The organism is Actinomadura chokoriensis (assembly GCF_039529475.1).
GTDB lineage: Bacteria > Actinomycetota > Actinomycetes > Streptosporangiales > Streptosporangiaceae > Spirillospora > Spirillospora bangladeshensis.
Window position 1 is genome coordinate 119,128 of the sequence record NZ_BAAAMW010000010.1, and the last position, 12,405, is coordinate 131,532.

Genomic DNA, 12,405 nt, shown 5'->3' on the forward strand with positions numbered 1-12,405 from the left:
ACGATATTCGCCGAGGGGACGCGCTGCTACCCGTGTTTCGCCGGCCGGCGGCGGAGGGCGATCTGCGCGTTGGCCCCGGTGTCGGGCGACACGATGACCTCCTGCGCGGCCGCGACCCCGCCGGCCAGGAGTTCGGCGTCCACCGGGACGTTGCGCTTGACCATCGCCAGCGCGATCGGGCCGAGCTCGTGGTGGCGGGCCGCCGACCCGACGAAGCCGATCGCGCGGCCGCCGGGGACCTCGACCGGGTCGCCGTGCGCGGGCAGCCGGTCGACGCTGCCGTCCAGGTGCAGGAACACCAGGCGGCGCGGCGGCCGCCCCAGGTTGTGGACGCGCGCCACCGTCTCCTGCCCCCGGTAGCAGCCCTTGTTCAGGTGGACGGCCGTCTCGATGTACCCGGCCTCGTGCGGGATCGTCCGCTCGTCGGTGTCGAGGCCGAAGCGGGGGCGGTGCTCGGCGATCCGCAGCGCCTCGTAGGCCCAGATGCCAGCCGGCTTGAGCCCCTCGGGGAACTCGCCTCGCGGAACGATCCGCGTGGTCGTCCCGGCGGCGTCCGGCCAGGCCGGGCCGGCGCCGTCCTCGGGGCCGTCCTCGGGGCCGTCCTCGGGGCCGGACGGCCCGGTCACGACCATGTACTCCGCCGACACGTCGGCGACCTCGACGCGGAGCATGAACCGCATCCGGTCGAGGAACTCCACCAGCGAGGGGGCCTCCCCCGGCTCGACGTGCGCCCAGGTGGCCTCCCCGTCGTCGATGACGAACAGGTGGTGCTCGACGTGGCCCTTCGGGCCGAGCAGCAGCGCCTCGGTCGGCTCGAACGGCTTCAGCGCGTCCAGGTGCTGGCTGAGCAGGCTGTGCAGCCACGTCAGCCGGTCGGGGCCGGAGACCCGGACGACGCCGCGGTTGCTCCGGTCGACGAACGCCGTCCCCTGTTCGAGCGCGCGCTGCTCCCGGGTCGGGTCGCCGTAGTGCGCGGCGACCTCCTGATCGGGCGCATCGGCGGCGACGGCTCCGGGCGACTGCAGCAGCGGGCTCTCCATGCCGTCCAGCCTATGTGGCGCGGCAGTCCTTGCACCGCCCGTAGACGGTGAGGTGGTGCACGTCGGTCTCGAAGCCGAAGTCGCGCTGCAGGACGTCCGCGAGCCCGGCCGCCGCGCGCGGGTCGACGTCCTCGACCGTGTGGCAGCCCCGGCAGACGAGGTGGATGTGCTCGGCCTCGGCGGCGAGGTGGTAGTTCGGCGGCCCGTGCCCGAGATGGGCGTGCTTGACGAGCCCGAGCTCTTCGAGGAGTTCGAGCGTCCGGTACACGGTGGAGATGTTCACGCCGCGGGCGGTGCGCTGCACCTCGGTGCAGATCTCCTCGGGGGTCCCGTGCTCCAGGTGGGTGACCGCTTCGAGAACCAGCTGGCGCTGAGGGGTGACCCGGTACCCCCTGGCCCGCAGCTCCTCCTGCCACGACTCGACCATGCACCGAGTCTAGATCCCGCCCGCCGGGCCCCGCCCCCGCCCGGATTCAGCCGTCGGAAAACCTGTTTGCCTCGCCGCGCGGGCTCACATAGCGTGCTGGGTACGCGCGAAAGGAGGTGGTCCTAAACAATGGTTGCTTGTAGGACTCGCGAGGTGACTGTCCGCTAGTCGCCGTTCCGCCTCGGAACCGCCGTCCTCGGACGGCGGGAGCCGGTCGCGACGGTGACCGGCGAATACCAGGCAGTTACCCGGTCCCCGGACCGATGGACCCGTCCTGTCCATCGCCCGCCACCCGGCGGGAAGGTCCGGGGATCGTTCATTTTCAGGGGCCCGTCTCCCGAACCCGCCCTCAGCGGCCCTTCGCCCCCGCCCGCCTTCCAGGCCCGCTACGACACCTTCTTGAGCTGCGCCGACAGGTGCGACTGGAGCTTCTGGCCGACGGCCGCCATGTCGTAGGCCCAGCCGAGGTCCTCGCCGATCAGCCCGTACAGGCGGTGGCCGCCGGTGACCTCCTTGGCCGACTCCGTCCGCGCGACGACGTCGGTCTGCAGCTCCACCCGGTTGAACGCCACGTTGCCGACGTAGATCTCGACGATGCCGGTCGGGTGGGCGAGCGTCACCTCGACCTGGTGGTCGGGACGCGGCCGCCAGTAGCCGGTCTCGGTGGCGAGCGGACGCCCGAGCGTGCCGTCCGGCTCGATCATCCAGGTGCGGCTCGCGTAGATCAGAAAAGGCTTCCCGATGTGGGTGAAGGACAGCTCCTGGCCGAAGTTGAACGACTCGATCGTGGGGTAGCCGCCCACCCCGGCGCCCTCCCAGGTGCCGAGCAGGAACTTCAGGGGCTCAAGGTCCGGGTGCAGTTCAGGGGCATCCATGGACACCGAGCGTAGCGGCCCGGGCGGGGCGGGCGGGCCGCGTCCCGCGGGCCGTCCTCCGCGGAAGGGGACAGCCGTCCCTGGCCGGGGACGGCGTCCCGTCCCCATCATGGGAGCGTGTCCGGCCTCACGATGGCGATGTTCATTCCGCTGCTGATCGCCGCGGGTCTGCTGGCCGCCGGCTGGGTCTGGCGGATCCGCCTCCGCAACCTGCGCCGCGCCGCCCAGGCGAACTGCGCCGCAGTCGCCGGCATGCCCGCCGGCGTCCCCTGCCAGGTCACCGGGACGGCCGTCCCGATCCGCCCCGCCCCGTTCTCCGGGACGCCCTGCGCGTGGTACCGGACCAAGGCGACGGCCAAGACGAGCCGGGGCACGCGCACCTTCATCGAGGAGAAGTCGAAGGCGCCCTTCTACCTCCAGGACGAGACCGGACGCATCGTCATCGACCCCGAGAACGCGGCCGTGGACGGGCCCGTCCAGACAATGGACGAGCGGCGCCCCGACAACGGGCGACTGCCCGGCCTGGACGAGGACGTCATCGAGTACCGCTACGAGGAGTGGATCCTGCCGGCCGACCGGCCCGTCTACGTCCTCGGCACCTCGACGGGCGGCTCCCTGGGCAAGGACAAGGAGACCGGCCAGTACGCCATCTCCACGCGGACGCGCCGCGAGTACCAGCGCCGGGCCGTGCTGTTCATGGGCATCGGCTACGGCGGCGGCGCGGCGATCTTCCTCATCTGCTGCGCCGTCGTCGGCATCGGCTACCTCTACTCGGACTGACGTCCGCGAGCCCGAGGGCCCCTACTTCAACCGGCCCAGGCGGATCACCAGGAGGACGGCGGCGACCGCCATGAGCCCGAGGGCGAGGACGAGGATCCCCGCGTGCACCATGCCACTCACACCGCAGGATGTTACGTGCGGTGCCCGCACTAGAGTGCGGTTATGGCGAGACCACTGGTGATCAAGGTGACGGCGGGCGCGGACGCCCCCGAGCGCTGCAACCAGGCGTTCACGGTGGCGGCGGCCGCCGCGGCCAGCGGCGTCCCGGTCTCGCTGTGGCTGACCGGGGAGTCGGCGTGGTTCGCGCTCCCGGGGCGGGCCGCCGAGTTCTCACTGCCGCACGCCACTCCCCTCGACGACCTGCTCACCGTGGTCCTCACCGCCGGGCGCGTCACGCTCTGCACCCAGTGCGCGGCCCGCCGCGACATCGGCCCGGACGACGTCCTGCCGGGCATCCGCATCGCCGGCGCGCCGACCTTCGTCGAGGAGATCACGCTGGACGACGTCCAGGCGCTCGTCTACTGACCCCGCCGACGACCCGGACGGTGACCCTGCCGACGACCCGGCCGAGCCGTCCCACGCCAGGTAGACGGTGGTGTCGAGGCTCAGGCTCCGCATGACGCCCGGACGGGCCGGCGCCACCCGCCGATCCGGCGTGGCGCGCGGGCGGCCGCGGCGGGCGAGGGCGGCGACGGCGAGGCCCGCGACGGTGGAGCCGGCGAGGCCGAGCATGAGGTCGCCGATCGTGTCGCGGTAGATCGTGACGGTCTCGGGGGTGTCGAGGATGAAGACGCCGTACTCGAAGAACTCCCACAGGATCGCCGCGATGGCGCCCGCTCCCGCGCAGGTCAGCGCGAGCGTCCACGGCTTGAGGCCGCCCCAGCGGCGCAGCCCGGTGCCGGCGGCGGCGCCGAGCAGCGCCCAGTTCCCGAAGTGGCAGGCGTCGTCGAACCAGCCGACCGTGTCGTAGAGGTCGGCGGCGTTCCCGGCGACGTCCACGAGGAACGGGAGCGTCACGAGGAGGTCGACGTCCCAGGGGAAGGGCCTGCCCCGGTCGCGCCCGGGCCGCAGCGCCCAGACGAGGGTGACGAGCATGACGGCGGCGGGGTAGGCGGCCACGCGGACGCCCATCGCCTTGTCCGCGAACCGGTCCCATTCGGGGAAGGCCACGGCGAGCGCGAGCAGGGCGGCGAGGGCCGCCTTGGCGGTGAGTGCGAGCGGGCGCCAACGCGAAGTGTCCATGCCCGCAAGCCTGGTCGCCGGCGGAGCGGGCGGCATCGGCGCAACTACTCAATCGCCCCTGAGTGCTTCGTCCCCGAGTAGTCCGTCGCCCCGGGATGGGCGCACCCCCGGCCGCGTGTGCGACGGCCGGGAGCGCGCGGCCTGTGACCTCGCAGTACAGGACGCCTGGAGATCATCGGAGGTTTACCCGCGGCGGTGCCCGCGCGTCCGGCGGGGGTAGAAGCGCGGCAGAACGGATATAGGTCAGCGGACGCCCCGTTCACGAGGAGCCTGCCGGATGCTCGACGTACCCCTCTGGGCCTGGGGCGCGACGATCGGACTGATCGCCGCGCTGTTCGTCCTCGACTTCCTCGTCGCCGTCCGGCGGCCGCACGCGGTGCACATCAAGGAGGCCACGTTCTGGTCGGTGTTCTACATCGGCGCCGCGGTCCTGTTCGGCCTGGCCGTGTGGGGCCTCGGCGGGTCGACGGCGGGCACCGAGTACTTCTCCGGCTGGATCGTCGAGAAGAGCCTGTCGGTCGACAACCTCTTCGTCTTCGTGATCATCATGGGCCGGTTCGCGGTGCCCGCCGAGTACCAGCAGAAGACGCTGCTGTTCGGCATCGCCGCCGCGCTGGCGCTGCGCGTGGTGCTCATCGCGATCGGCGCGGCCGCGATCAACCTGTTCTCCTTCACGTTCCTGATCTTCGGGCTGATCCTGATCTGGACGGCGGTCCAGCTGATCCGGCACCGCAACGAGGAACCGGACGTCGAGGACACCTTCCTCGTCCGCCGCGCCCGCACGATCCTGCCGGTGAGCCAGAGCTTCCACGGCGGGCGCATGCTCGCGCACGAGGACGGCCAACGCGTCATGACCCCGCTGCTCCTGGTGTTCGTCGCGATCGGCAGCACGGACGTGCTGTTCGCGCTCGACTCCATCCCCGCCGTGTTCGGCGTGACGAAGGACCCGTTCCTCGTCTTCGCCGCGAACGCGTTCGCGCTGCTCGGCCTGCGCGCCCTCTACTTCCTCATCGAGGGCCTGCTGGAGCGCCTGGTGTACCTGTCGATCGGCCTGTCGGTGATCCTCGCGTTCATCGGCGCCAAGCTGATCCTGCAGTTCCTGCACGAGGACGTCACCACGTCGGTGCCCGAGATCCCGACCCCGCTGTCGCTGGGCGTGATCCTCGCGATCCTGCTGTTCACCACCGCGGCCAGCATCATCCGCGTCCATGCGCACCCGGAGGAGCGGGCGAAGGCCGGCTCCCTGCGCAAGCGCCGCGAGAAGCGGCCCCGCGAAGAGGAGCCGGCCCGCAACTGACCCGGCCCGCAACTGACCCGGCCCGCGACCGACCCCGGCCCGCGACCGCTCCCGGCCCCGCGACCGCTGCGGGCCGGAACGGACTCGGACGGGTTTTCGTGACTCTCGGACACGGAGCCGTCGCTCCCTGCACACTGGGAGGCGCTCATCCCGCAGCCGGAAAGGCGAAGGATCGATGTTCGATGTCTGGGAGACCACCCGGCCGGCCCGCAGGCTCGGCGAAGGGAGCAGTTACGACGACGCCCTCGACGTCCTGGACGAGGCCTGCCTGACCCGGCACCGCCAGGCGGTCGCCAACGGCGAGGGCGCGACCGGGATGCGGTTCCATTTCGAGATCCGCGAGGGGGCCGCCGTGGTGGCGGGGCTGTCGTGGCGTCCCGACCCGGACCGCCCCTACTCCAGCGTCGCCGCCACCATGAGGCGCGTCCAGGAGTGGTGACGCCCCCTCGGGGGGCGAGCGGGGTCAGCCCATGCTCTTCGCGCCGTCCAGGGACTCGCGGATGATGTCGGCGTGGCCGGCGTGCTGGGCGGTCTCGGTCATGATGTGCATGATCACCCGGCGGGCCGACCATTCCGTGTCGGTGAACCAGGGCGCCTTCGGCAGCGGCTGGACGGCGTCGAGGTCGGGCAGCGCGGCCACCAGCTCGTCGGTGCGGCGGGCCACCTCGGCATAGGCGTCGAGGACGCCCTCCAGCGTGTCGTCGGGGAGCATGCGGAACTCGTCCGCGCGCTTCTGCCAGTCCTCGTCGGTCATCTGGGTGAAGTCGCCCATCGCGGACGGGCCCTCCACGATGAACTCGGCCCAGCCCCGCTCGACCGAGGCGACGTGCTTGATGAGCCCGCCCAGGCACAGTTCGCTCGCCGTCGTCCGCAGCCCGGCCTGCTCGTCGGTGAGGTCGCGCGTGGTGAAGCGCAGGAAGTGCCGGTGCTTGGCCAGCATCGCCAGCAGGTCGGCCCGCTCGCCCGTCAGCTGCTCGGTCATGGTCATGGCCTCCGCCTTCTCTTCGGTCGTTCTCCGGATCGTTCCCCGGTCCGTTCGGTCTACGACCACGCTAGGAGGTATTGCGGCCACTTCCTGACCTGAATTACGGGAGACTGGGAGACATGGCGAACACCAGCTCCCGGACGTTGCGGCTCCTGTCCCTGTTGCAGACGCACCGGTACTGGCCGGGCGCCGAGCTGGCCGAGCGGCTGGAGGTCTCCGTCCGCACCCTGCGGCGGGACGTCGACCGGCTGCGCGAGCTGGGCTATCCGGTCGAGGCGCACCGCGGTGTCGAGGGCGGCTACCAGCTGGCGGCGGGCGCGGCCCTGCCGCCGCTGGTCATCGACGACGAGGAGGCCGTCGCGCTGGCCGTCGGCCTGCATTCCGCGACGCGGGTGGAGGGCATCGCGGAGGCGTCGGTGCGGGTCCTGGCGAAGGTGGTGCAGGTGATGCCCACCCGCCTGCGGCGCCAGGTGGACGCGCTGCGGGCGATGACCGTGCCCGCCACCTGGGGAGGCTCCTCCGACGCGGGCATCGACCCGGCCGTCCTCACCGTGATCGCGCTCGCCTGCCGGGACGCCGAGCGCCTCCGCTTCGCCTACACCGCCGCGAACGGCGGCCGGACCGACCGGCACGTCGAACCGCACCGCCTCGTCCCGCTCGGCCGCCGCTGGTACCTGGTCGCCTACGACCTCGACCGGCAGGACTGGCGCAGCTTCCGGCTCGACCGCCTCACCGCCCCGGCCGCCACCGGCGCCCGGTTCCGCCCCCGCGAGCTGCCCGCCGCCGACGCCGCCGAGTTCGTCCGCAGCGGGCTGATGGAGATGCCGCGCCCCTACCGGGTCGAGGTGCTGGTGGACGCCCCGGCCGCGACCGTCCGCGACCGGATCGGCCGCTGGTGCACCGTCGAGGAGGTGGACGCCGGGCACTGCCGCATCCGCATGACGTCGGACGACCTGGCCTGGCCGGCGATGGCGCTGGGGGTCGTGGGGGTGGGCGTCCACGTCCTGGAGCCCCCTGAGCTGCGGGCCGAGCTCCGCTCCTGGGCCACCCGGTTCCTCCGCGCCTGACCTCCGCCGATCACGTCCGCGAGCCTGCGGGGATCTCCCTCACCTGTGCTCAGATGAGACGTGCTCGCGGTTGTCCCCGCAGGCCGGAAGCAGGAGATTGGGAAATGTCGCACGGGCTCCAGTGAGCGCGGGCGAGGGGCCCGCGCCGGTCCGGGCGCAAGGGGGGACCAGCGATGCGCGTCATGCTGAGAGCGGTGATGGACACCGGGATGTCGAACGAGGCGATCAAGAGCGGCAGGCTTCCCGAGATCGTCCAGGCCCTGGTCGACCGGCTCGACCCCGAGGCCGCCTACTTCGGGCCCGGCGACGGCGGGCGCTGCTGCGTCCTCGTCTTCGACATGCAGGACAGTTCGACGCTGCCGACGATCGCCGAGCCGCTGTTCCAGGAACTCGGCGCGAAGCTCGAAGTCCACCCGGTGATGAACAGGGAAGACCTGCAAAAGGGCCTCGCCGCCCTGCAGTAGACCACGGCCCCGCGTGTTCGCACCTCATCCGCTGCACTGATCACGACTCCGCCTTTCGGTATCCCCATCGGGATGACAGGCTCGGGGTGAATCGGCGAGAAATCGCCTGTCTCCGGCGGACGAGGGAACCGGCCATGAGAGTGATCATCGTGGGGGCTGGAATCGGCGGGCTGGTAACGGCTTTGCGGCTGCACCACAAAGGAATCGACTGCGAGGTCCACGAGCAGAGCGAGCGGGTCCGCGAACTGGGCGTGGGGGTCAACACGCTGCCGAACGCGGTCAGAGAACTCGCCGAGGTGGGTCTTCTCGGACGCCTGGAAGAGGTGGGGGTACCGGCCCGCGAACTGATCTACGCGCACCGGCTCGGGCAGGAGATCATGCGCAGGCCGTGCGGGCGGAACGCCGGATTCGACTACCCGCAGATCAGCATTCACCGCGGCCGCCTCCAGGGCTCCCTGCTGCGGGCGGTACGCGAGCGGCTCGGCCCTGACGCGGTGCGGACCGGGCACCGGCTGACCGGTTTCGAGCAGGACGCGAACGGCGTCCGCGCGCATTTCACCGACCGCACCGAGACGGTGCCGGGCGACGTGCTGGTGGCCGCCGACGGAATCCATTCGACGGTTCGGTCCGTCCTTTTCCCGGCGGAAGGCCCGCCGATCTGGAACGGCGTGATGATGTGGCGGGGAGCCGCCGACTGGCCGGAATTCGGCACCGGCCGGTCCGTGGTCATCGCCGGCGGCACCGACGCGAAACTGGTCGTCTACCCCATCGCTCCGGGCGGGCGCCCCGGCACCAGGCTCACCAACTGGGCGATCTGCCGGCGCACCGGCCGGCCCGGCGACCCCGCGCCGCAGCGCCAGGACTGGTCGCGCCGCGCCGCCACGGCGGGCCTGGACGCACTCGCGGCCCGCTTCCGCGTCCCGCTCCTCGACCATGCCGCGCTCATCAGGGCCACGCCCGAGTGCTTCGAGTTCCCGATGTGCGACCGCGACCCGCTGCCCTCCTGGTCACGCGGACGCGTCACGCTGCTGGGCGACGCCGCCCACCCGATGTACCCGATGGGGTCGAACGGCGCCGGCCAGGCGATCCTGGACGCCACGAGCCTCAGCGACCACCTGGCGAGGCACACCGATCCGGCCGAGGCCCTGCGCGCCTACGAGGACGAGCGCCTGCCCATCACCAGCGAGGTGGTGCTCCGCAACCGGAAGGGCGGCCCGGAGAACGTGATCGACGAGGTCGAGCGCCGCGCGCCCGACGGCTTCTCCCGCCTCGAAGACGTCATGGACCCCGCCGAACTGGAGGCCATCGTCAGCGGCTACGCCCGCATCTCCGGCGCCTCCAAAGACCAGGTGAACCGCCCCGCCCCCGTCACCGTCCCGGAGGACGCCCCCGACCACTGAACACCGCACGTCCACCTTCGCCGGCGCTTCGGCGCAAGCAGCCCGACCCCACCAGCGCACCTGGGAGCGAAGCTGCCTCCGTGCCGCTGAGCGAGCCAAGGGGCTTCGAAAGTCCTTTTAGTTGAACAGAAAGTTTCGATCACTGCGATGCGCATCTGGCTGGCGGCAGCGCATCACCGTGTCATGATTTGGACAGTCGCCTACAAGTGATTGCCTGACCAGGCGAAAGAACCTGAAGCCGAGATCAGCGGTTTCGAAAGGTTTCCGAAACCATTGACATGCCCGGAGCGGCGGGCCAACACTGTCGCCATCGACGGACTCGACCACCCCCGAACCACCGTCGGTCCGGGTCACCCGCCCGGCGGCCCGAACCTCCGGTCGTCCGCTCACCCGGACGGCCGGACTCCCCCGCTCCCGACGACGTGACCGCCCTCCGGCCGTCCAGCGCACGGACGGCCGACCGACCCCCGCCCCCCGCCGATCGATCCCCCGCCATCCACCCCGCCGCGTTGTGCGACGCCGACGCCGCGGTGGCCGCCACCCCTGGCCGCCGACGGACGCGCCGGGTCGCATCGCGCTGCCCGGCCGCCCCCGCCAGCGCTCACGAGTGAGGAACACCCCCATGCACAGCACCCCCGTGAACGACACCGCAGCCCCTCCCGAGGCCAGGAGACGCCGCAGGTCCAAGGCCGTCCTCCGCACCAGGCCGTTCATCGGCGCCTGCGCGGTCGCGCTGGCGGCGGCCACGGCCGTCCTGCCGGGGACCGCCTACGCCGACACGACCATCTCCTCGAACCAGACCGGCAGTGACGGCGGCTACTACTACTCCTTCTGGTCGGACGGCGGCGGACAGTCCTCCATGACCCTCAAGGGCGGCGGCAGCTACAGCACCAGCTGGAGCAACGTCGGCAACTTCGTCGCCGGCAAGGGGTGGAGCAACGGCGCGCGCAGGAGCGTGAACTACTCGGGCAGCTTCAACCCGTCCGGCAACGCCTACCTCGCCCTCTACGGGTGGACGTCCAACCCGCTCGTCGAGTACTACATCGTCGACAACTGGGGCACCTACCGGCCCACCGGGACGTACAAGGGCACCGTCACCAGCGACGGCGGCACCTACGACATCTACGAGACCACCCGCACCAACGCCCCGTCCGTCGAGGGCACGAAGACCTTCCAGCAGTACTGGAGCGTCCGGCAGTCGAAGCGCACGGGCGGCACCATCACCACCGGGAACCACTTCGACGCCTGGGCCAGCAAGGGCATGAACCTCGGCAGCTTCAACTACTACATGATCCTCGCGACGGAGGGTTACCAGAGCAGCGGCAACTCCAACATCACGGTCGGCGGCACCAGCGGCGGTGGTGGGGGCGGCGGCGGTGGCGGCGGGGGCGGCGGGGGCGGCGGCACCGGAGGCTGCACCGCGACCCTGTCCGCAGGCCAGCAGTGGGGCGACCGGTACAACCTCAACGTGTCGGTGTCCGGGTCCAGCAACTGGACCGTGACGATGAACGTCCCGTCCCCCGAGAAGATCAGCGCCACCTGGAACACCAGCGCCAGCTGGGACTCCAGCGGCCAGATCATGACCGCGCGGCCGAACGGCAACGGCAACAACTTCGGCGTCACCATCATGGCCAACGGCAACTGGACGTGGCCGACGGTCTCCTGCAGCGCCTGACCCGATCCCGGCACGCACACCCCGCCCACGGCGCGGCGGCCTCCCCGGCCGCCGCGCCGCAGTCGTCCGGGCCTCCCCTGGGCTTGACCTCAACCAAACTCCAGGTTGGAGGCTGGTCAGGACATGACTCGTGAGAAGGGTGCTGTTCATGCGTGCGATCCAGGTGGCCTCGTTCGGCGGTCCGGAAGTGCTGTCCCCCGCGGAGGTGCCCGACCCGGTGCCCGGCCCCGGCCAGGTGGTCGTGGGCATGGCCGTCGCGGACGTCATCTTCCTCGACACCCTGCTGCGCAGCGGCTGGGGCCAGGACTTCTTCCCTCGGACGCCGCCGTACGTGCCGGGCGGCGGGGGCGCCGGCGAGGTGGTCGAGGTCGGGGAAGGCGTGGACCCGTCATGGACCGGGCGGCGCGTGACCGTCCGGACCGGCACCGGCTACGCCGAGCGGGTCGTCGCCGGGGAAGGCGAGATCATGCCGGTGCCGGACGGCCTGGCCACCGAGGTCGCGGCCGCGCTGGTGCACGACGGCGTGACCGCGCTCGCCTTCGACCGGCTCGGCAGACCGCAGAAGGACGAGTGGGTGCTCGTCACCGCGGCGGCGGGTGGGGCGGGGTCGCTGCTGGTGCAGTTGGCGGTGGACGCCGGAGCCCGGGTGGTGGCGGCCGCGTCCAGCGGCGGCAAACTCGCCCTGGCCCGCGAGCTCGGCGCGGAGGCCACCGTCGACTACACGCGGCCCGGCTGGATCCAGCGGGTGCGCGAGGCGACCGGCGGGGGCGCCGCGCTGGTCTACGACGGCGCGGGCGGCGCGCTCGGGACGGCCGCCTTCGACGCCGCGGCCGACGGCGGGCGGTTCGTCACTTACGGCACCGCCGAGGGGTTCGCCGCCCCCGACCCGGAGGTGGCCGCGCGCCGCTCCATCCGGGTGTTCGCCCCGCTGACGGAGGGCCCGCCGGACGAGGGGACCGTGCGCGAGCTGCTCGGCCTGGCGCTGGAGAAGGCCGCCGAGGGACGGCTGCGCCCGGTGATCGGCGCCGCCTACCCGCTGGAACGCGCCGCCGACGCCCACCGGTCGCTGGCCGCGCGCGCCACGGTGGGCAAGTCGCTGCTGCTGGTCGGCGCCGCACCGGCAGCGGGCTAGCCGCACCGCGGAGCTCGCGGA

The 12,405-nt window shown here is 72.0% G+C and carries 13 protein-coding genes and 1 pseudogene; 9 read left to right on the forward strand and 5 right to left on the reverse strand.

Going from position 1 to position 12,405, the window contains the following annotated elements:
- Nucleotides 1–26: 26 nt before the first annotated feature.
- From ygfZ to ABFX46_RS22405, 3 genes are all read right to left on the reverse strand, one after another.
- Entirely contained in the window at nt 27–1,040 is a 1,014-nt protein-coding gene (ygfZ, locus tag ABFX46_RS22395) for a CAF17-like 4Fe-4S cluster assembly/insertion protein YgfZ (protein ID WP_346044855.1), read from the reverse strand.
- A 10-nt stretch (nt 1,041–1,050) separates the two neighbouring features.
- Nucleotides 1,051–1,467 (reverse strand): Fur family transcriptional regulator, encoded by a 417-nt coding sequence (locus ABFX46_RS22400; RefSeq protein ID WP_346044856.1) that lies wholly within the window; start codon nt 1,465–1,467, stop codon nt 1,051–1,053.
- 386 nt (nt 1,468–1,853) lie between these two features.
- On the reverse strand, nt 1,854–2,342 hold the full coding sequence (locus ABFX46_RS22405) for a heme-binding beta-barrel domain-containing protein (protein WP_346044857.1): 489 nt from the start codon (nt 2,340–2,342) through the stop codon (nt 1,854–1,856).
- Nucleotides 2,343–2,459: 117 nt separating this feature from the next.
- On the opposite strand from ABFX46_RS22405, the gene ABFX46_RS22410 reads away from it, so the two are divergent.
- Both ABFX46_RS22410 and ABFX46_RS22415 read left to right on the forward strand, forming a co-directional pair.
- Entirely contained in the window at nt 2,460–3,122 is a 663-nt protein-coding gene (locus ABFX46_RS22410; RefSeq protein ID WP_346044858.1) for a GIDE domain-containing protein, read from the forward strand.
- Nucleotides 3,123–3,284: 162 nt separating this feature from the next.
- Nucleotides 3,285–3,647, forward strand: a complete 363-nt coding sequence (locus ABFX46_RS22415; protein WP_131944111.1) for a DsrE family protein — start codon at nt 3,285–3,287, stop codon at nt 3,645–3,647.
- A 168-nt stretch (nt 3,648–3,815) separates the two neighbouring features.
- Here ABFX46_RS22415 and ABFX46_RS43770 read toward each other — a convergent pair.
- Nucleotides 3,816–4,400 (reverse strand): annotated as a pseudogene (locus tag ABFX46_RS43770) (DUF2238 domain-containing protein); the annotation flags it as partial.
- 241 nt (nt 4,401–4,641) lie between these two features.
- Between ABFX46_RS43770 and ABFX46_RS22420 the strand changes: the two are divergent.
- Nucleotides 4,642–5,661: a TerC family protein gene (locus ABFX46_RS22420; protein WP_346044859.1), complete on the forward strand. Its 1,020-nt coding sequence runs from the start codon at nt 4,642–4,644 to the stop codon at nt 5,659–5,661.
- Nucleotides 5,662–5,836: 175 nt separating this feature from the next.
- Nucleotides 5,837–6,100 (forward strand): hypothetical protein, encoded by a 264-nt coding sequence (locus ABFX46_RS22425; RefSeq protein WP_346044860.1) that lies wholly within the window; start codon nt 5,837–5,839, stop codon nt 6,098–6,100.
- A 24-nt stretch (nt 6,101–6,124) separates the two neighbouring features.
- Here the strand turns inward: ABFX46_RS22425 and ABFX46_RS22430 are convergent, their stop codons facing one another.
- Nucleotides 6,125–6,649 carry a DinB family protein gene (locus tag ABFX46_RS22430; RefSeq protein WP_346044861.1) on the reverse strand — a complete coding sequence of 175 codons (525 nt, stop codon included), beginning with the start codon at nt 6,647–6,649 and terminating at the stop codon, nt 6,125–6,127.
- 116 nt (nt 6,650–6,765) lie between these two features.
- Here ABFX46_RS22430 and ABFX46_RS22435 point away from each other — a divergent pair, with 116 nt between their 5' ends.
- From ABFX46_RS22435 to ABFX46_RS22455, 5 genes are all read left to right on the forward strand, one after another.
- Nucleotides 6,766–7,713, forward strand: coding sequence for a helix-turn-helix transcriptional regulator (locus ABFX46_RS22435; protein ID WP_346044862.1), 948 nt, complete (start codon nt 6,766–6,768; stop codon nt 7,711–7,713).
- A 173-nt stretch (nt 7,714–7,886) separates the two neighbouring features.
- Nucleotides 7,887–8,177 (forward strand): hypothetical protein, encoded by a 291-nt coding sequence (locus ABFX46_RS22440; RefSeq protein ID WP_346044863.1) that lies wholly within the window; start codon nt 7,887–7,889, stop codon nt 8,175–8,177.
- A 134-nt stretch (nt 8,178–8,311) separates the two neighbouring features.
- A complete protein-coding gene (locus ABFX46_RS22445; RefSeq protein WP_346044864.1) occupies nt 8,312–9,577 on the forward strand; it encodes a flavin-dependent oxidoreductase in 1,266 nt (421 codons plus the stop codon).
- 622 nt (nt 9,578–10,199) lie between these two features.
- On the forward strand, nt 10,200–11,252 hold the full coding sequence (locus ABFX46_RS22450) for a glycoside hydrolase family 11 protein (protein WP_346044865.1): 1,053 nt from the start codon (nt 10,200–10,202) through the stop codon (nt 11,250–11,252).
- Nucleotides 11,253–11,400: 148 nt separating this feature from the next.
- Entirely contained in the window at nt 11,401–12,384 is a 984-nt protein-coding gene (locus ABFX46_RS22455; RefSeq protein WP_346044866.1) for a zinc-binding dehydrogenase, read from the forward strand.
- Nucleotides 12,385–12,405: the final 21 nt, after the last annotated feature.

Bases quoted from the DNA above. Each gene is read 5' to 3' on its own strand.
- ABFX46_RS22420 (WP_346044859.1), top strand. From the start codon at position 4,642: ATGCTCGACGTACCCCTCTGGGCCTGGGGCGCGACGATCGGACTGATC.
- ABFX46_RS22455 (WP_346044866.1), top strand. From the start codon at position 11,401: ATGCGTGCGATCCAGGTGGCCTCGTTCGGCGGTCCGGAAGTGCTGTCC.
- ygfZ (WP_346044855.1), bottom strand. From the start codon at position 1,040: ATGGAGAGCCCGCTGCTGCAGTCGCCCGGAGCCGTCGCCGCCGATGCG.
- ABFX46_RS22445 (WP_346044864.1), top strand. From the start codon at position 8,312: ATGAGAGTGATCATCGTGGGGGCTGGAATCGGCGGGCTGGTAACGGCT.
- ABFX46_RS22450 (WP_346044865.1), top strand. From the start codon at position 10,200: ATGCACAGCACCCCCGTGAACGACACCGCAGCCCCTCCCGAGGCCAGG.
- ABFX46_RS22405 (WP_346044857.1), bottom strand. From the start codon at position 2,342: ATGGATGCCCCTGAACTGCACCCGGACCTTGAGCCCCTGAAGTTCCTG.
- ABFX46_RS22400 (WP_346044856.1), bottom strand. From the start codon at position 1,467: ATGGTCGAGTCGTGGCAGGAGGAGCTGCGGGCCAGGGGGTACCGGGTC.
- ABFX46_RS22430 (WP_346044861.1), bottom strand. From the start codon at position 6,649: ATGACCATGACCGAGCAGCTGACGGGCGAGCGGGCCGACCTGCTGGCG.
- ABFX46_RS22415 (WP_131944111.1), top strand. From the start codon at position 3,285: ATGGCGAGACCACTGGTGATCAAGGTGACGGCGGGCGCGGACGCCCCC.
- ABFX46_RS22435 (WP_346044862.1), top strand. From the start codon at position 6,766: ATGGCGAACACCAGCTCCCGGACGTTGCGGCTCCTGTCCCTGTTGCAG.
- ABFX46_RS22440 (WP_346044863.1), top strand. From the start codon at position 7,887: ATGCGCGTCATGCTGAGAGCGGTGATGGACACCGGGATGTCGAACGAG.
- ABFX46_RS22425 (WP_346044860.1), top strand. From the start codon at position 5,837: ATGTTCGATGTCTGGGAGACCACCCGGCCGGCCCGCAGGCTCGGCGAA.